Annotated in this window: 17 protein-coding genes, 2 pseudogenes and 1 riboswitch; of the genes and pseudogenes, 5 read left to right on the forward strand and 14 right to left on the reverse strand. The window is 60.5% G+C overall.

Features of this window, described 5'->3' with window-relative positions; all coding sequences use genetic code 11:
- Nucleotides 1-63: 63 nt before the first annotated feature.
- From cyoE to C2U47_RS06620, 4 genes are read right to left on the reverse strand one after another with little or no spacing between them, the layout of a single operon-like run.
- Nucleotides 64-969, reverse strand: a complete 906-nt coding sequence (cyoE, locus tag C2U47_RS06605; RefSeq protein ID WP_103261528.1) for a heme o synthase — start codon at nt 967-969, stop codon at nt 64-66.
- On the reverse strand, nt 966-1976 hold the full coding sequence (locus C2U47_RS06610) for a COX15/CtaA family protein (protein WP_103261529.1): 1011 nt from the start codon (nt 1974-1976) through the stop codon (nt 966-968). Before C2U47_RS06610 ends, cyoE begins: the two co-directional genes overlap by 4 nt.
- A 59-nt stretch (nt 1977-2035) precedes the next feature.
- Complete coding sequence (locus C2U47_RS06615) at nt 2036-2518, reverse strand: hypothetical protein (protein ID WP_103261530.1); 483 nt, start codon at nt 2516-2518, stop codon at nt 2036-2038.
- Between the two features lie 16 nt (nt 2519-2534).
- Nucleotides 2535-3176, reverse strand: coding sequence for an SURF1 family protein (locus C2U47_RS06620; RefSeq protein ID WP_233735867.1), 642 nt, complete (start codon nt 3174-3176; stop codon nt 2535-2537).
- Between the two features lie 81 nt (nt 3177-3257).
- On the opposite strand from C2U47_RS06620, the gene C2U47_RS06625 reads away from it, so the two are divergent.
- A complete protein-coding gene (locus C2U47_RS06625) occupies nt 3258-3464 on the forward strand; it encodes a DUF2909 family protein (protein ID WP_039039709.1) in 207 nt (68 codons plus the stop codon).
- Between the two features lie 8 nt (nt 3465-3472).
- Here C2U47_RS06625 and C2U47_RS06630 read toward each other — a convergent pair whose 3' ends face one another.
- The 6 genes and pseudogenes from C2U47_RS06630 to C2U47_RS06655 all read right to left on the reverse strand — a co-directional run bounded on the left by C2U47_RS06630 (nt 3473) and on the right by C2U47_RS06655 (nt 10398).
- Nucleotides 3473-4354: a cytochrome c oxidase subunit 3 gene (locus C2U47_RS06630; RefSeq protein ID WP_042864889.1), complete on the reverse strand. Its 882-nt coding sequence runs from the start codon at nt 4352-4354 to the stop codon at nt 3473-3475.
- Nucleotides 4355-4356: 2 nt separating this feature from the next.
- Nucleotides 4357-4911, reverse strand: a complete 555-nt coding sequence (locus C2U47_RS06635) for a cytochrome c oxidase assembly protein (RefSeq protein WP_103261531.1) — start codon at nt 4909-4911, stop codon at nt 4357-4359.
- Between the two features lie 9 nt (nt 4912-4920).
- Nucleotides 4921-6518 (reverse strand): annotated as a pseudogene (ctaD, locus tag C2U47_RS23730) (cytochrome c oxidase subunit I).
- Between the two features lie 9 nt (nt 6519-6527).
- Nucleotides 6528-7658, reverse strand: coding sequence for a cytochrome c oxidase subunit II (gene coxB, locus C2U47_RS06645; RefSeq protein WP_223924210.1), 1131 nt, complete (start codon nt 7656-7658; stop codon nt 6528-6530).
- A 368-nt stretch (nt 7659-8026) separates the two neighbouring features.
- A complete protein-coding gene (locus C2U47_RS06650; protein WP_373870751.1) occupies nt 8027-10084 on the reverse strand; it encodes a tRNA(Met) cytidine acetyltransferase TmcA in 2058 nt (685 codons plus the stop codon).
- Nucleotides 10084-10398, reverse strand: coding sequence for an HlyU family transcriptional regulator (locus tag C2U47_RS06655; RefSeq protein ID WP_041211748.1), 315 nt, complete (start codon nt 10396-10398; stop codon nt 10084-10086). Before C2U47_RS06655 ends, C2U47_RS06650 begins: the two co-directional genes overlap by 1 nt.
- Nucleotides 10399-10536: 138 nt before the next feature.
- Between C2U47_RS06655 and C2U47_RS06660 the strand changes: the two genes are divergently transcribed.
- The 3 genes from C2U47_RS06660 (at nt 10537) to C2U47_RS06670 (ending at nt 12064) form a co-directional block, all read left to right on the forward strand.
- Nucleotides 10537-10743 (forward strand): bacterioferritin-associated ferredoxin, encoded by a 207-nt coding sequence (locus tag C2U47_RS06660; RefSeq protein ID WP_010675777.1) that lies wholly within the window; start codon nt 10537-10539, stop codon nt 10741-10743.
- Nucleotides 10744-10875: 132 nt separating this feature from the next.
- Nucleotides 10876-11355: a bacterioferritin gene (gene bfr, locus C2U47_RS06665; protein ID WP_010675778.1), complete on the forward strand. Its 480-nt coding sequence runs from the start codon at nt 10876-10878 to the stop codon at nt 11353-11355.
- 250 nt (nt 11356-11605) lie between these two features.
- Entirely contained in the window at nt 11606-12064 is a 459-nt protein-coding gene (locus C2U47_RS06670) for a methylglyoxal synthase (RefSeq protein ID WP_041211864.1), read from the forward strand.
- Nucleotides 12065-12131: 67 nt separating this feature from the next.
- On the opposite strand, the gene C2U47_RS06675 is transcribed toward C2U47_RS06670, so the two are convergent.
- Nucleotides 12132-12719: a superinfection exclusion B family protein gene (locus C2U47_RS06675; RefSeq protein ID WP_041213974.1), complete on the reverse strand. Its 588-nt coding sequence runs from the start codon at nt 12717-12719 to the stop codon at nt 12132-12134.
- A 190-nt stretch (nt 12720-12909) separates the two neighbouring features.
- A riboswitch (yybP-ykoY riboswitch) is annotated at nt 12910-13017 on the forward strand.
- An 88-nt stretch (nt 13018-13105) separates the two neighbouring features.
- Here C2U47_RS06675 and C2U47_RS06680 point away from each other — a divergent pair.
- Entirely contained in the window at nt 13106-14092 is a 987-nt protein-coding gene (locus C2U47_RS06680) for a sodium:calcium antiporter (protein WP_267893306.1), read from the forward strand.
- A 94-nt stretch (nt 14093-14186) separates the two neighbouring features.
- On the opposite strand, the pseudogene ansB reads toward C2U47_RS06680, so the two are convergent.
- The 3 genes and pseudogenes from ansB to C2U47_RS06695 form a co-directional block, all read right to left on the reverse strand.
- Nucleotides 14187-15255, reverse strand: a pseudogene (gene ansB, locus C2U47_RS06685) (L-asparaginase 2).
- A 129-nt stretch (nt 15256-15384) separates the two neighbouring features.
- Nucleotides 15385-15579 (reverse strand): heavy-metal-associated domain-containing protein, encoded by a 195-nt coding sequence (locus tag C2U47_RS06690; RefSeq protein WP_045522127.1) that lies wholly within the window; start codon nt 15577-15579, stop codon nt 15385-15387.
- A 111-nt stretch (nt 15580-15690) separates the two neighbouring features.
- Complete coding sequence (locus C2U47_RS06695; protein ID WP_103261535.1) at nt 15691-16641, reverse strand: AEC family transporter; 951 nt, start codon at nt 16639-16641, stop codon at nt 15691-15693.
- Between the last annotated feature and the right edge of the window lie 99 nt (nt 16642-16740).

Genomic DNA, 16740 nt, shown 5'->3' on the forward strand with positions numbered 1-16740 from the left:
TGTGCATCCCTGCAGTGCACCAACGCAGCGTCACCGTTCACCCGACCGCGACCCGCATCAACATCATGACAACCGCCACAGCCAGTGGTGATCCAGAATAAGCAGACCAAACAGCAGCATCAGGTGATAGATGGAGAAACGGAAGGTGCGTATCGCTTGGCCGGGCCGATCCCCGTACTTCAACAGCCAACCATGCCAGCAGAATCCGAGGTTCAACCCAAGGCTGCCGACCAGGTAGACAAGCCCCGACATGCCGATCAGATAGGGCAGCAGACAGACGAGCGTCAGGATCAGCAGATAGAGCAGGATGGCGGTCTTGGTGAAATCGGTGCCGTGGGTGACCGGCAGCATGGGAATGTCGGCACCGGCATAGTCATCGCGCCGGTGGATGGCCAAAGACCAGAAATGGGGCGGCGTCCAGGTAAAAATGATCATCACCAGCAGCCAGGGCTCGGCCGAAAGCTGTCCCGTGATGCTGGTCCAGCCCAAGAGCGGTGGCATGGCTCCCGCCAATCCGCCGATGACGATATTCTGCGGCGTGGCCCGCTTCAGCAGCAGGGTATAGACGACCGCATAGCCGAACAGGCTGGCCAGGGTTAGCCAGGCAGTCAGGGGATTTACGCCCCAATGGAGCAGAACAAACCCCGACAGTGCCAGACAGATCGCGAAACTCATCGCCTGCCCCGGCGTGATCCGTCCCATGGCGACCGGGCGCCAGCGCGTTCTGCGCATCCGGGCATCGATGCCGCTATCCAGAGAATGGTTCATGGCCGCCGCCCCGGCAGCGAGCAGTCCAATCCCCGCCAGGCCCAGTATCATCTCGTCCAGAGAGGCGCGTGTCGGCTCGGCCAGCAGCATGCCCACCCAGGCGGTCAGGAGCAGCAGGGCGACCACCTTTGGTTTGGTCAACTGACAATAATCGCGCACCCGGCGGAGGGCAAAGCGCTGTGCCCGCCCTCTCCCATTCATGTCCGGCTCCTGACCATCCCAGGGGATGGCAAGGGGTCGTGATGATGCAAAGAGAGGCTCCCGCGCGCCAGCACACAACAGGCCAGCAGGTGGGCGGCCACCAGATTGTGTGCAAGGGCGTTGGCCAGCGGCAGGGCCAGATGGACGTTCGCCAATCCCAAGGCAATCTGCACGGTCAGCAGACCCAGCAACAGCCAGCCAAACCCTCTCAGGGGGGTCCGCTGGCAGAGCAGCGCGAGGGCGAAAGCTCCCACCAGCAAGGCCGTGGTCAGCGCTCCCAGGCGATGGGCGATGTGAATGGTCTGGCGCGCCTCCTTGCCCAGCACGCCGAACTCATAGCTGGCGTGCCCCAGAGGGAGATGAAAGGCTTGCGCCCAATTCAGCTCTGCCTGCCAGTTGCCCTGGCACAAGGGAAACTCCACACATGCCATGGCCGCATAGTTCGCCGACGTCCAGCCCCCCAGCGCGATCTGCAGCAGCAACACGCCACAGGCCATGCTGCCAAGCCAGGAAACGCCCTGGTGTACGGGCGGGGGTGAAGGGAAACCTGCCAATTCGGCCCGATAGAGCCAAAGCAAGGTCAGGATGGCGAAGCCGCCCAGCAGATGAGTGGTCACCACCAGGGGATGCAAGGCCAGGGTCACCGTCCACATACCCAGTGCCGCCTGATCCGCAACCAGCACCAGCAAGATGAGCGAGAGGTGGCGCAGTCGGCCGCCTGTACGCCAGCCCAAGCCGGACAGGAGCACAATCACGCCTCCCAGCACCCCGGCGAAGTAGCGATGCACCATCTCGCTGCGCGCCTTGTGAGGAACAAGCGGGCTGGCCGGATAGCGCTGTGCCGCCAGTTCCGCATGCTCGGCGCGGGGAATGGCCAGGGAACCATAGCAACCAGGCCAATCGGGGCAAGCCAACCCGGCATCCGTCAACCGGGTATAAGCACCGAGCGCGATGACAAGAACTGCCAGCACAATGGCCGCGGAGGCCAGCCTCTTGTGCATCTTCATATGCCGCCTCGCTGACCGTGCAGTAGCCAGAAGATGCGAGTTCCATGCCGGCTGCATCGTCACTGCACCCCACGCTGATACTTGAGCAGTTGCTGCAGATCCGACAGTACCGCCTTGCCAAGCAACGGCCAGGTCGTCGTGCTGCCGGGTACCTCGTAACGCAAGATGGCCAGCCCGCGGTCGTCCACCAGCAGTATATCCCCCTCCCTCATTTCACTGTTTGCCTCGTGAGGTGGCGTCAACTGGACCAGCTCCAGCTTGTCCAGGTTGCGGCCAAGTGCAGCCTGGATGCGCGCCATCAGCACAGGGACCTGCCGGCATTGCCCCTCGCAGCGAGGGGCCACCAGATAGACCAGTCGCCATTGGTGCTGATGGGCAGGAAGCGGTTGCAACAGGTAGATCTCCTGGTGCAGCCAGTGCCCCTTGCTGCGCGTGCCGGGTTCATACCAGCCCTGGTGAAGAGTCAGAGCCGCCAGCACCACAGGCAGCAGGATCACCGCAGCAAAGAGCGCTGGCACCCTCCAGCGTTGCCATCCGCTCATGGGGAGCACCTCCTTGTCAGCATGACCCCCCTGACAGAACCACCAGCGCCAAGCCGAGCCATTGCACCGCATAGGCCCGGTGTTTTTCAGGAGGCATGACATTGTGCTGGTAGTGATAGAGGAATGGGGTTCGTCTTTGATACAACACGGCGTCTGCAAGCGGGGCTCCGATTGCCTGTCGCAGGATCTCGACCCTGATGGATTGCAGCCGGTTCGGGTAGGGGCCTGGTTCTATGTTCTGTCCCAGCAGGAAGCCGCCGGGAGCCATGCGCAGCACACCTTCAAGGGTCATTGCGGCGGGGATGGCGGGATTGGGTAATTGCGACCTGTCGGATGGTGCGGGCACCCATCCCAGGTTGACCAGCAACAGTGAGGGTCCCCCCTCTGCGCGTACCGGGATGAGCACGTCATAGCCAACCTCCCCGTTGACGATCTGGTTGTCCAGCAACCAGACATAAGGGCTGACCCACTCGGCTTTCCCTTGCAGAGGCTGGCCATCCAGTGACTCCGGGTGTTGCCAGTCGATCTGGGCCAATGTCCTTGGCCCGGCCTGCTGCATCTTTGCCATCTGCGCCAGCCAGGCCGTTTTTTCCATTCCGCGCTGCCACTGCCAGAACGCCAGCTTGCACAAACCGGCCGTCACAACCAGAGTGAACAACAAGACGAACCAGCGTCTGTGATGCCATGGTCGTCGCTTGTCTCGTGCAGCCGAATCGCGCATATCGAGGAGGATCCCAAGATGTTGATCAAGGTCGTTCTGGTACTCATGCTGCTGCTCATCATCGGCCAGCTGTTTCACGCCCTCTGGCTGATGCTCAGTGCAGGCAATACGCAAAAGATGTCGGTACCTCTGGGCCGGCGCGTCTTCTTCTCCCTGCTGGTGGTCATCATACTGCTGCTCTCTCTCGCGATGGGCTGGCTGGAGCCCAACCCGCGCCCCTACTGAGCACGGCATCAAAGCAGGTAGACAAAGACGAACAGACAGAGCCAGACCACATCGACGAAGTGCCAGTACCAGGCCGCAGCCTGGAAAGCGAAATGACGCTGTGGGGTGAAATGATCCCTCAACATGATTCGCAGCCAGATGATGGTCAGGAAAAGGGTGCCCAGCAGCACGTGCAGTCCGTGGAACCCGGTCAGAATGAAGAAGGTATTGCCATAGATGCCGGAATCCAGCCGCAGCCCGAGATCCCTATAGGCATGCAGATACTCATAGCCTTGAAACCACAGGAATGTCAGCCCGAGCACCACGGTGGCCAGCAACATCCCCTTGAGCCGCATGCGTCTGCCGTTTTCCAGACTCATGTGTGCAAACAGCAGGGTCACGGAGGAGCCAAGCAGGATCAAGGTATTGATGAGGGGGATCCCCTGCCAGGGCATGGCCTGGGTCGTGGCCCCGCCGGGCGTCTTGAGCAGGGGCCAGTGAGCGGTGAAATCCGGCCACAGCAGCTGGCCCGTCATCACCCTGTGGCCCGCACCATCCAGCCAGGGCACCGCAAGCTGGCGGGCATAGAACAGCACTCCGAAAAAAGCCAGAAAGAACATCACTTCGGAGAAGATGAACCAGACCATGCCCTGCCTGAAGGATCTGTCCATCTGGGCGCTGTAGAGCCCGGTCATAGACTCCCGGATGATGTGACGGAACCAGCCAAACAACATGAATGCCAGCAGCGCGACACCGGCCATCATCAGATACCGGCCGAAACCGGTCTGCCCACTCGCCACTTCATTGACCAGATGCCCCGCCCCCAACGCCAGGAAAAACAGTGCAATGGCACCAATGATGGGCCAGCGACTCTGGTCCGGGACATAATAGGTCTGGTTCACCTTGGCCATGGTCATTTCCTCTGTGCGAGTGCCGGTGCAGGTACGGACTCCGTGATGTCATAGAGCGAGTAGGAAAGCGTGATGGTATTGATGCTGTCCGGTAGTGCCGGATCGATATAGAACTTGAGCGGCATCAGCTTGCTCTGTCCTGCCCTCAGCTCCTGGCGATTGAAACAGAAACACTCCACTTTCTTCAGATAGGCTGCGGCGGGACCGGGAGAGACCGACGGGACCGCCTGACCCACCATATACCGCTCCGTGGGATTGAACACCCGAAAGTTGACCATCTTCACCTCCCCCGGCCGCACCGATAGCCGAGCCGTCTCACCGCTGAACTCCCACGGCATCCGGGTATCCGCATGAGCAAGAAACTCGATCTGGATGCTCCGCCTGCTGTCGATCACCGCCCGCTCCGTACTGGCCGCTTGATCAGACGTCTTGCCATTGAGGCCGGTGATCCGGCAGAAGACGTCATAAAGCGGCACCAGCGCAAAGGCAAAACCAAACATGACGAGCACGACCAGAGCCAGTTTTCTGAGCAAGGGGGCATGACTGACCTGGGTCATATGACCTCCCTAACGCTCTTCCGACCGGATATCCGGCGGAGTCTGGAAACTGTGATAGGGAGGGGGAGAAGAGAGCGTCCATTCCAGCCCCTCGGCCCCCTCCCATACCCGATCGCTCGCCTTGGCTCCGCCTCTGATGCATTTGACCACGCCCCAGACAAACAGCAGTTGGGACAGGCCGAAGGCAAAGCCCCCCAGGCTGATCAGCATGTTGAAGTCGGCAAATTGCAGGGCGTAATCGGGAATGCGGCGAGGCATGCCCGCCAGCCCGACAAAATGCATGGGGAAAAACAGCACATTGACCGAGACGAGCGAACACCAGAAATGCCATTGGCCGAGCCGCTCGTCATACATGTGCCCCGTCCATTTCGGCAACCAGTAGTAGGCCGCAGCCAGGATCGAGAAGACGGCACCGGTCACCAGCACATAGTGGAAATGGGCCACTACGAAATAGGTGTCGTGATACTGAAAATCAGCCGGCGTCATGGCCAGCATCAGCCCGGAGAAACCGCCAATGGTGAACAGAGTGATGAAGGCGATGGCAAACAGCATGGGGGTCTCGAATGTCAGAGAACCACGCCACATGGTGGCAAGCCAGTTGAATACCTTTACCCCTGTCGGCACAGCGATCAGCATGGTGGTGTACATGAAGAACAGCTCCGCCACCACGGGCAATCCGGTGGTGAACATGTGGTGAGCCCAGACCATGAAGGAGAGCAAGGCGATGCTGCTGGTGGCATAGACCATGGAGCGATAACCGAACAGCTTCTTGCGGGAGAAGGTCGGAATGATGCTGGAGACGATGCCGAAAGCCGGCAATATCATGATGTAGACTTCCGGGTGCCCGAAGAACCAGAAAATGTGCTGAAACAGGACAGGATCCCCCCACCGGCCGCATCGAAGAAACTGGTCCCGAAATACTTGTCCGTCAGCACCATGGTCACCGCAGCCGCCAGCACCGGCATGACAGCGATGAGCAGAAACGCCGTGATGAGCCAGGTCCAGACAAACAGCGGCATCTGCATCCAGCCCATGCCCGGCGCCCGCAGGTTGAAGATGGTCACGATGACGTTGATGGCCCCCATGATGGAGGAGATCCCCATGATGTGAATGGCAAAGACAAACAGGGCCGTGCTGTTGCCGCTGTACTGGGTGGACAGGGGGGCATAGAAGGTCCAGCCAGAACTGGGGCCGCCTCCCTCCATAAACAGGCTCGACAGGAGGATGAGGAAAGCAAACGGCAGGATCCAGAAGCTCCAGTTGTTCATGCGGGGCAGCGCCATGTCAGGGGCTCCAATCATGATGGGGATCAGCCAGTTGGCGAGGCCGGTGAAGGCGGGCATGACGGCACCAAAGACCATGATGAGGCCATGTACCGTGGTCATCTGGTTGAAAAACAGGGGTTCCACCAGTTGCAGTCCGGGCTGGAACAGTTCTGCCCGGATCACCATGGCCATGGCACCACCGGTAAAGAACATGGTGAGGGCAAAGCACAGATAGAGGGTACCGATGTCCTTGTGATTGGTGGTGTAGAGCCAGCGCCTCAGACCGGCCGCCGGCTGGTGGGCGTGCTCGCTGTGCAAGGTATCCGTGATTCCATCACTCATGCCGACGCCTCACTTGTCCTTGTCCGAATTGGCCGGGTTGAGAAGGGACTGCACCTCGGCTGGCTGCACAAGGTCGCCGGTCTTGTTATCCCAGGCATTGCGTTCATAGGTAATGACGGCGGCGAGTTCCTGTGCCGTCAACTGTTTGCCAAAAGGTTGCATCGCCGTACCACTCCGGCCGTGCAACACCGTATCCAGATGCTGGGCACGATGCTCCGCCTGTGTGGTCACCTTGCTGCCATTGAGCGCCGGGAAGATGCCGGGCAATCCGGTACCCGCGGGCTGATGACAGGCCGCACAGTGCCCCAGATAGACTTTCTCCCCCAGCGCCATGGCTTGTGGCAACGTCATGGTCTCCGCTGCCAGCGCCTGTTGCTGTGCCTTGGCGGTTGCCTGCTCGTCTCCCTTCCTGGCAATCCACGCCTCGAACTCCTCTGCGGATTTGGCCACCACAACCACGGGCATGAAACCGTGATCCTTTCCGCACAGCTCGGCGCACTGCCCACGATAGGTGCCCGGCTTGTCGATCCGCGTCCAGGATTCGTTGATGTAGCCAGGATTGGCATCTTTTTTCACGGCGAAGGCGGGAACCCACCAGGAGTGGATGACATCGTCCGAGGTCATCAGGAAACGGATCTTCTTGCCGACCGGCAACACCAGAGGGTTATCCACCTCCAGCAGATAATGGCCGCCCTTGGGGGCATCACCGGAGATCTGCTGTTTGCTGGTCGCCAGCAGGGAATAAAACGCCACCGGATACTCGAGGTATTTGTAATGCCATTTCCATTGCGAGCCCGTGACGAGGACGGTGAGATCGGCCTTGGAGGTATCCTCCATCTTCAACAGGGTCGAGGTTGCCGGTGCCGCCATCGCGATCAGTATCAACACGGGGATGGCCGTCCACAGCAACTCGATGCGGGTGCTTTCGTGAAACTGGGCGGCTTTGGCACCGCGCGATTTTCGATGGTGCACGATGGACCAGAACATGATGCCGAAGACGAGCAGACCGATGACGCAACAGATATAGAAAATCGTCATGTGCAGGTCATAGACCTGCTGGCTGATGGCGGTCGCCCCGCGCGTCATGTTGAACCGGATCTCATTGGCAAAGGCGCTGCTGCTGATGAACCACATCATCATTCAGGCACCTGCCTGAGCTGCATCGTTTCTCACATTGCACTCCCTGTGCACGTTGGAGAAGATGGCCTGCATTCCATACACCAAAAGCTAACCATCTGAAAATAATGCATTTATTAAAATTCATTTCACATTCAAGTATTAGTCCATATTCAGAAAAAACCAAAATGCAGACAGCCCTGACCAGGCTCATCAGAGCAGTGGCAATAGGCAAAACGCGAGCAGGGAAGAGGGAGAAACGGGTCCCGGGGTGGCCACGTCTTGAACGGGGAGAGCTTTAGCCATGGTGAGTCGAATCGATGTGCAGAACCCGGGAGGGGCCATGGGTTCCTCCCGGGCTCCGCGGTTTTCTGCCGTGCCAGAGGCGGGTGTCAGCCCGCTGGTGCTTGCTGAGCCAGCAGTCTGGCCAGCAGGGAGCGCAATGCTTTTATCAGGGCGGGTTTGCCCGCGACACCCTGTCGGGCAGCCAGCTCGGACCAGGACGCATATTGCCAGATGGTGGCGATCAGCAACCGTCGTTCATCCTGACTCAACGCATCCAGCATCATCACTTGCCGGAGCAGCCAGCGTTGCAGTGTCCCCTGGCACAATTCGAATGGCTTGTGATGGTGGGCAAAGCAATCGAGTTCCCGATGCTCGAATTCATCCAGATCCGGCACATGAGTGACAGGTCCGCCTCTGAGGGATAGCCAGACCAGTTCGGTATCCAGCCTCTTGAGTTCACCCGCCAGCAGGGCCGGCAACTGGCTCATGAAACGCTGTCGCCATTGCGCCAGCTCGGCGTGATATTCCGATTGCAGCGGCATCAGCAGCAAAGCTGCATGACTGCCGCTGGCCGCATCGCGCTGCAGACCCAAACGCAGCACCTTCAATCCCGCCTTGAGCCAGAATGGCAGCAGATCTGGGCTGGCGGAGAAGGCAGAACCCAGATAATCGACCCCTAATGCCCGGTAATGTGATACCAGCTTGTCCAGCAACCGGGACCCCAGCCCGAGACGATGAAGGGCAGGATGGATGGCGATGCGCATCACCCTGGCATAAGAGCGCTCCCCCGCCGTCACGAAACCGGCGTGGGCCAGCAGCGACTGGGGCAGCAGATGTCCACGAGGGCGCCTTCGTCCGGCCCAGATCGCATGTGCCAGATCAGGGGGTATATTGCCCTCCCGCGCGACCAGCGCCACCCCGAGCAACTCCTGTCCCTGCTCCATCAGATGAATGTCGAGATCCGGCCCCTCCAGCAAATACCGCAGATCACTGGGGCTGGTCTGGTAGTGAGCCAGCACGAGCAGGCCGAACACCCGATTGAGCAGCGCGTCATCACGGGCCAGCTCATCTTGTCCGACCAGGCGCCAGGTCGGTGATGTCGGGGGATGAGGTGCCGATATGTCAGCATTCAGACCAAGGAGCCGGAAGATCAGAGGCTCCAGCGGATCGCTCAGGCTCCAGCGAATGGGCTCCACCAGGCGCAGCTCCTGCCAATCCGGGGTTTGCTCATCGAGTATCCGCTTGAAGCGCAGATGAAAGCCGCGCCCCGTCCCCTCATAGCCGTGCTCCGTTGTAGCGAAGACAATACGACTGTGGCGGGCCAGCATGGCCTCCAGCAGTGGGGTCGGGATGGCGGCGGCTTCATCTACCAGCAGCAGATCCGCCAGCACGTCTCCTTGAGCCACCCGATCAGGGGACACATAGCTCAGACCGGCCAGCCGCTCAGGCATCTCTGCCAGCGCGCGCTCTGCATGGGCAAAAAGTGTCGCCACTGTAGCGTGGGAAGGGGCCGTCACCGCTATCGTCAAGGCCGGATCCCGACTCAGCAAGTCGGCGCTCGCCAGCCCCAGCACGGCGCTCTTGCCACGACCGCGATCGGCACTCAGCACCAGGGGGCGGCGGCGATGGCCGTGCAACACGTTGTGGATGGCGGGCAGCGCACGGGCCTGATCCGCGCTCAGCGGCCGGTCTCCGTCGAGAGGCTGCCAGGTAATATCACAAGAGGCAGGCGTCAGATCTCGCGCCGGATCTTCTTCCAGCAACCGTACCAGACGGGAGATGAACCCCTGCCCGGCACGATCGACCTCCTCTGGCTGGGCGACCAGCCTCTGACGATCAGGGTCTGGGTAGGTCGGCCATGCCTCCCGCGGCGGGGTCAGCAGAAGCAAGAGCCCCCCAGCCCTCAATGTCCCCGCCAAGGCACCGAATGCATCGGGGTGAAAACCGCTGAAGGCATTGAATACCAGGGTGTCGCACTCCTGACCGAGCCGTTGAAGCGCCTTGGCGGCAGGCTGCGGAGCATGACGCTCAGGACCCTGCCCCAGCCAGAACACCGCCCCCCACAGCAAGGATTCGGCACGAACGATGCAGTCATCCTGCTCCCCTTCCAGCCAGATCAGACGCCGCTCGCCGGCATGAGCGATAGCGTGGCGCAAGGCTGACATCATGGAGCTGGGCTGGCGTCTGGCTTCACACGGGGTTCAAACATGCGCTCCCCCATCTGGTCGATGAAGGTATGGGCCTTTTGCACCATGAAGCGCTCGGCATCCGCCGGGTTGGCAAAGAGATCGGAGCGGATGAAGCGATGGGTCTGTAACTGCCCGTCGATCTCCCTGGTGATGCGACCTGCCAGCCTGTATTGCCCCCCTTCCGCCATGGGCTCGGGATAGATGAGATAGCCCATGTATTCGATGGGCTCAACCTCGGGGCTCTGGGCGATCTCTCCCTTGAACAGGGCATTGAATAGTTTTTTGAACATGTTCGCATCCTCTCTTATAAAGGCATTCTCCCCAAGGGTGGAATCACTGGCAAGCACGGGATCTTATTACCATTCGTTCTTTGCACTACGAACTATTCTCATTTAGATTTCATCTCATTCCAGCATGAGGTCCAGATTATGTACGTGTGTTTGTGCCGCGGCATCACAGATAACCAGATCCGCAAGGCGGTACAGGCAGGCAAGACTGAATTCCGACAGTTGAAACAGTCGCTGGAAGTCGGTGCCCAATGTGGTAAATGTGTGCGCATGGCGATGGAGATCATCGCTACCGAAATCGACAAGATGGAGTCAGAGCAGGCACCGCTCTATTACGAAGTGGCGTAAAACCGCCGACTTCTCATCTTCATCTCTCCTTCTGCCCTCCAGGGGACGACTTTCCCCCATCACGTTATGGTCATGTTTCTGGACTAAGCTCTAGTGATCGTTGCCTAGGCTCGAAAACGAGGAGTAATGTCGATGAAAGGAGATCCCAAAATCATTGCCCACCTCAACAAGGTGCTGGCCAATGAGCTGGTTGCCATCAACCAATACTTCCTGCATGCCCGCATCTATGATGACTGGGGCCTCAAGGGGCTGGGGCACAAGGAGTATCACGAATCCATCGATGAGATGAAACATGCCGACGAGCTGGTCAAGCGGGTGCTGTTTCTGGAAGGGCTGCCCAACTTGCAGGATCTGGGCAAGCTGCGCATCGGTGAGACGGTGGAAGAGATGCTGCGCTGTGACTTGTCTCTGGAGATGGACGCCATCCCCGACCTGAAAGTCGCCATCACCTATGCCGAGTCCGTGCAGGACTACGTCAGCCGCGACCTGTTCCAGGAGATCCTGGAAGATGAAGAGGAGCATGTGGACTGGCTGGAAACCCAGCTCGATCTCATCGCCCGTATCGGTCTGGAAAACTACCAGCAATCCCAGCTCCATGCCGAGTCATCCTGAATCGCGATGACATCAAGAGACAATCCCAACCCGCCCAGGCGGGTTTTTTCATGGCACCAGCGGCAGAGATCTTGCCCAACGATACGGTAGCCAACCTGGTTGCTGACAAGGCAGGCCAGAGGCTGTCAGGATGGCAGGCGCCGGATTGAACCGCCTCCGGGATCACAGTTACGATGCATGGGGCAGCGGCAGGCGCCGCTTTCGATTAGGATACGACCCCATTCCCATCATTTTGCTACGGATGACCTCCATGGAACTGATTGCACGCGAGATGGCGCCCCACAAACGGGTTGCCCTGGTGGCTCACGACAACATGAAAGCCCCTCTGCTGAACTGGGTGCTGCGCCGCAAGGAGGAGCTCAAGCTCCACCATCTCTATGCGACCGGCACCACGGGCACCCTGCTCGGCAAGAAGGCGCAGCTGCCCATTACCTGCCTCTTCTCCGGCCCCATGGGAGGGGATCAGCAGCTCGGCGCCCTCATCGCCGAAGGGAAGATAGACGTGATGATCTTCTTCTGGGATCCCCTCAATCCCGCCGCCCACGATCCTGACGTCAAGGCCCTGCTGCGCCTCGCGGCCGTCTGGAACATCCCGGTCGCCACCAACGAGGCGACGGCGGACTTCATCATGGACAGCCCGCACATGCAGCAGGCATTCAGCGTCCAGGTGCCCGACTACGCCGGCTACCTCAAGGCCAGAACCGAATAAGCAACGCCAGACAGCAAAGAGCCGGAACAGATGTCCGGCTCTTTTCTTTTATGGGGATGGGGAAAGGTCAGCGCTGGAGGCTCTTCTGCGCGAACTTGGGTCTGGCGTTCATGATCTGCTCCACCTGCTCGTCGCTCATCTTGCCCCGCGACAGTCCCAGAACCTTGTAGGTCAGCAGAGGGCGAGCCGGCAGGGCGATCATCAGGGCGCGGATCTGGTTCTCGTCTTCCTTCTCTCGCGCCGGCTTGCCGTAGGCGTAGGTGAGCACGCCGGCATCCATCAGGTTTTTGACGGCGGGTTCGGTGATCGGCAGGTTTATGACGCTTTTCCGTTGCAGTACGAACTCCCGCAGCACCGCCTTCTCGTTGAAGTCGAGGAAGCCAATCATCTGGGCCAGTTGATCCTGCTGGCGGCGGGACTGCCACTCGTCACAGGCCCACTCCCAGGCGATCAGGAAGCCCTGACTGCAGAAATAGGAGATGGCGATCAACATGCCGACCCCAAGCCAGGCCGCATGAGCCGTGGCCCACTGGCTCACGGCACCTTTCATCAATCCGGCCGGAAACAGCAGGATGATGCTGCAGCAAAGCAGCAGCCAGACCATCAGCCAGTTGAGGCGATTAAGCTGGTAAAAATGTTGGATCCACCGTTTCATCGTTCACCCTTCCCAAGTCAATGTGGACAGTAGCCAACTCGTAGCAATCGCTGTGCCAGCACAAGGATTCCCGTAAAAAGATCAGGATCCCGGACGGGAGAGTCGAGGGGTTGTCACATCCTTTTACAACTTGTCGCGCGGATCATCCCCTGTTGGCCTTGCGCCTCACCGAGCCACTTGGTAAAAAGCCCGCACTGTCACTGGGGAGTAGCAACCCGCCCGAAATCCGGGCAGGGCCCATGTCAACACTCTTGGATCCACAGATCCATGGCATGGGCGGCGATAGCACCTATCGTCCTGCAAGACCTTTGGCCTCGATATGCACGCCAGCCGGGCGAGCCGTATCGGGTCCATCGGTTGTTCTGCTCGCCTGGCGGTTACTCATCATGCTGATCACCCTGCTGTTATTTCTGATCTCTGCCGTCACCATCTATCTGGCCTGTGAATACTTCGTCAACGGCATCGAATGGACCGGCCATCATTTCAAACTGTCCCAAAGCGCCACCGGTTCTCTGCTGGCCGCCCTCGGCACGGCCCTGCCCGAATGCATCGTCACCCTGACCGCCCTGCTGATGGGGGATGCCCCCGCCCAGCAGCAGATAGGCATAGGTGCGGCCCTCGGCGGCCCGCTGGTGCTGGCCACCATAGGCTATGCTGCCGTCGGCGTGACCCTGCTGCTGTGCATGAGCCGGGAGCACAGAGCCATCAATGGCGAGGTGCAGCGGGAGATAGGCCGCGATCAGACCTGGTTTGCTGGCATCTTCCTGTTGGCCGTGCTGCTTGGCATGGTGGCCTTCACCGGTAAAACCTGGCTGGCCCCCCTGTTCGTGCTGATGTACCTCCTCTATGTGCGACGTGAGCTGAAACAGACCGACAGCCACGATGCCGAATTGCCCTCCCCCCTCAAGCTGGATCCGCACGCCAGGATCCCGGCGCTCGGCAAGGTGCTGCTGCAAACCCTGGTGGCGCTCGGTGTGGTGGCGCTGGCGGCTCAGCTGTTCGTCCATCAGCTGGAGAGCATGGGCGAGCTGTTCGGCCTCTCTCCGGTGCTGGCGGCCCTGTTGCTGAGCCCGGTGGCCACCGAAATGCCCGAGCTGATGAACGTGCTCATCTGGGTGCGGCAGGGCAAACACCGGCTGGCACTGGCCAATATATCGGGGGCCATGATGATCCAGGGCACCATTCCCAAGGCGTTCTGCCTGCTGTTCACCCCTTGGCTGCTGGATAGCACCATGATGGCCTCCTCCCTGGTCACTCTGCTGGCGGTCACGCTGCTGTGGTGGGGGTTCAGTCGGGAGCGGATGACGGCGGGCAGGCTCGCCCTGGTGGGGCTGATTTACCTGGGTTTCTGCGGCTGGCTGATGATGAGCTGAGGGCCGGCCTCTGCCTCTGGCGCAACAAGAAAGGGCAGGATCCCATCCTGCCCTTCATCTCACGGGGTAGTGTCAATCAGACCGATCCGAGGTCTTAGAACTGCTGGAACCAGCGCTGGATCTGGGCCGGATCCTTGCTCTGGGTCAGGGCGAGCATCAGCAGCACCCGTGCTTTCTGCGGGTTCAGGGTCTCGGCGGCGACGAAGCCGTACTTGGCATCATCGATCTCCGCATCCAGGGTGGTGGAGCCGGTCGGCACGCGGGCGGAGCGCACCACGCGAATGCCGTCCTTGCTCGCCTTGGCCAGGGTGTCGAACAGGGTGTGGTAGAGGTTGCCGTTGCCCACCCCGGCACTGACGATGCCGTCAAACTTGGCATCCACCAGGGCCTTGGCCGGCAGGTCCGAGGCGTTGGCGTAGCTGTAGACGATGCCGACCTGGGGCAACTTGTCGAGCTTGCTCACGTCGAACGGGGTCTTGCTGGTGTGCTGGCGGGCCGGGCTGCGCTGGTAGTCGATCTTGCCGTTGTGGATGTAGCCGAGCGGGCCGAAGTTGGGGGAAGCGAAGGTCTGCACTCCTGTGGTGTTTGTCTTGGTGACGTCGCGGGCATCCAGCACTGTGTCGTTCATCGCCACCATGACGCCACGCCCCTTTGAGGCGGGGTCGGAGGCAGTCACCACGGCGTTGTAGAGGTTCATGGGGCCGTCGGCGCTCATGGCGGTGGAGGGGCGCATGGCGCCCACCAGCACCACCGGCTTGTCGCTCTTGACGGTCAGGTTGAGGAAGTAGGCGGTCTCCTCCATGGTGTCGGTGCCATGGGTGATGACGATACCGTCCACGTCATCCCTGGCCAGCAGCGCGTTGACCCGCTTGGCCAGCGTGAGCCACACCTCGTCGTTCATATCCTGGGAGCCGATCTTGACCACCTGCTCACCCTGCACGTCGGCCACGTTTTTCATCTCGGGCACGGCGGCGATCAGCGTCTCGATGGCCACCTTGCCGGCCTCGTAGTTGGACTGGGTGGCGGACTGGCCCGCCCCGGCGATGGTGCCGCCGGTGGCCAGAATGTGCACGCTGGGCAGCGCCATGGCCCGCCATGGCCATGGGGGAGAGGGTCAGGCCGAGTACGGCGGCGATCAGGGTCTTGCGAATGGGAAGGGTCATGCTGCAATCCTTTTGGATGAGGGAATTGCAGCATTTTTATTCTTTTTAAACGGGATTTAAGTGATCATTCTCACCAATAAAAAGAAGTAAACAGAATATTAGTCTGATTTATACCAATTAAGTGATAATTCACTCTACCTGAAAGCCTCTCGCCTCGATCAGGGCGATCAACTCGGCTTTGCTCAGCTCGCTCTCGATGACGGCCTTGCGGCTGGCAAAGTCGACCGTGGCGGTGCGGACTGCTGGCTGGGCCAGCAGGGCCTTTTGCAGGCTGGCAGCGCAACCGCCGCAGGACATGCCGGTAACGGTGAGTTCGATGGTCATGGGCTCTCTCCTCTGTCGATGTGCAATCAGCCTAAAGCTGCCGCCTCCGGCAAGGTCAAGGGCGAATGCCGATCCCGTCAACCCCGGGTCGTGCATCATGGCGGCGCCCCATCACCCCATCAGTCCCAGGTAGTTCATCAGGGTGGCCCCCAGGCTGGTGGTGACGAGCGAGCCCAGGGTGGTGGTGGCGATGATGTTGGCCGCGAGGGCACTGTCACCGCCCATGGCACGGGTCATCACATAGCTGGCGGCGGCGGTGGGGGTAGAGCTGATGAGAAACAGGATGCCGAGGGCCTGCGGGCTGAAGCCGAGCGCCCAGGCCCCCAGCACCAGCAGCACGGGGATGCAGCACAACCGGTTGACCGTGGCCCAGCCGGTCAGCATGGCGCCGCCGCGCAGGGCCTTGAGGTTGAGGCTGGCGCCGGTGCACAGCAGGGCCAGCGGCAGGGTCATGTTGGCGAAATAGTTGCCCGTGGTGATGACCAGCTGGGGCAGTTCGATGCCGAGCAGACCGAAGGGCAGGGCCGCCAGAATGGCGATGATGAGGGGGTTTTTGACGATCCCCTTGAGTATGGGGGCGAGCCCCTTTCCGCCCCCCAGGCTGCGGGTCAGGGTGATCACCGCGAGCACGTTGTAGAGCACAGTGATGGAGCCCACCAGCAGGGCGGCGGCCCCTATCCCCTCCGGGCCGTAGGCGTTTTGCACATAGGCCAGCCCCATGATCCCCATGTTGCCGCGAAAGCTGCCCTGCACGAAGATGCCCCGCAATTTCTGCTCGCTGATGAAGCGGGCCGCCAGCACCTCCAGCACCAGGAAACCGGCGAGGGTGCCGAGCAGGCCGTAGAGGATGAGCCAGGGGCTCGGCATGGTGGAAAAATCGGTGCGCACCATGCTGAGAAACAAGAGCGCTGGCAGGGTGACCTGGAACACCAGACGGGAGGCGGACTCGACGAAGCTGTCGGGCAAGAGACCCAGCCGCTTGAGCCAGATGCCGAGTACCAGCACCAGACAGATGGGGCCCGTGATGGAGAGAGAGAAGTGCAGACTTGCCAACAGATCCATGATGCGCGTCCTGTGCAACGGCGAAGAAAGTCGCCTGGGAAAGGGCATTCTAACGCCATGGGCTTGTATTCACAGGAGTTAATCACAACAATGTCTGCA

The sequence above is a fragment of the Aeromonas sp. ASNIH7 genome, assembly GCF_002903485.1.
Lineage (GTDB): Bacteria > Pseudomonadota > Gammaproteobacteria > Enterobacterales > Aeromonadaceae > Aeromonas > Aeromonas caviae.

Excerpts from the sequence above, each read along its gene's own strand:
- cyoE (WP_103261528.1), bottom strand. The coding sequence starts at position 969 with ATGAATGGGAGAGGGCGGGCACAGCGCTTTGCCCTCCGCCGGGTGCGC.
- C2U47_RS06610 (WP_103261529.1), bottom strand. The coding sequence starts at position 1,976 with ATGAAGATGCACAAGAGGCTGGCCTCCGCGGCCATTGTGCTGGCAGTT.
- C2U47_RS06615 (WP_103261530.1), bottom strand. The coding sequence starts at position 2,518 with ATGAGCGGATGGCAACGCTGGAGGGTGCCAGCGCTCTTTGCTGCGGTG.
- C2U47_RS06625 (WP_039039709.1), top strand. The coding sequence starts at position 3,258 with ATGTTGATCAAGGTCGTTCTGGTACTCATGCTGCTGCTCATCATCGGC.
- C2U47_RS06630 (WP_042864889.1), bottom strand. The coding sequence starts at position 4,354 with ATGGCCAAGGTGAACCAGACCTATTATGTCCCGGACCAGAGTCGCTGG.
- C2U47_RS06635 (WP_103261531.1), bottom strand. The coding sequence starts at position 4,911 with ATGACCCAGGTCAGTCATGCCCCCTTGCTCAGAAAACTGGCTCTGGTC.
- coxB (WP_223924210.1), bottom strand. The coding sequence starts at position 7,658 with ATGATGATGTGGTTCATCAGCAGCAGCGCCTTTGCCAATGAGATCCGG.
- C2U47_RS06650 (WP_373870751.1), bottom strand. The coding sequence starts at position 10,084 with ATGTCAGCCTTGCGCCACGCTATCGCTCATGCCGGCGAGCGGCGTCTG.
- C2U47_RS06655 (WP_041211748.1), bottom strand. The coding sequence starts at position 10,398 with ATGTTCAAAAAACTATTCAATGCCCTGTTCAAGGGAGAGATCGCCCAG.
- C2U47_RS06660 (WP_010675777.1), top strand. The coding sequence starts at position 10,537 with ATGTACGTGTGTTTGTGCCGCGGCATCACAGATAACCAGATCCGCAAG.
- bfr (WP_010675778.1), top strand. The coding sequence starts at position 10,876 with ATGAAAGGAGATCCCAAAATCATTGCCCACCTCAACAAGGTGCTGGCC.
- C2U47_RS06670 (WP_041211864.1), top strand. The coding sequence starts at position 11,606 with ATGGAACTGATTGCACGCGAGATGGCGCCCCACAAACGGGTTGCCCTG.
- C2U47_RS06675 (WP_041213974.1), bottom strand. The coding sequence starts at position 12,719 with ATGAAACGGTGGATCCAACATTTTTACCAGCTTAATCGCCTCAACTGG.
- C2U47_RS06680 (WP_267893306.1), top strand. The coding sequence starts at position 13,106 with ATGCTGATCACCCTGCTGTTATTTCTGATCTCTGCCGTCACCATCTAT.
- C2U47_RS06690 (WP_045522127.1), bottom strand. The coding sequence starts at position 15,579 with ATGACCATCGAACTCACCGTTACCGGCATGTCCTGCGGCGGTTGCGCT.
- C2U47_RS06695 (WP_103261535.1), bottom strand. The coding sequence starts at position 16,641 with ATGGATCTGTTGGCAAGTCTGCACTTCTCTCTCTCCATCACGGGCCCC.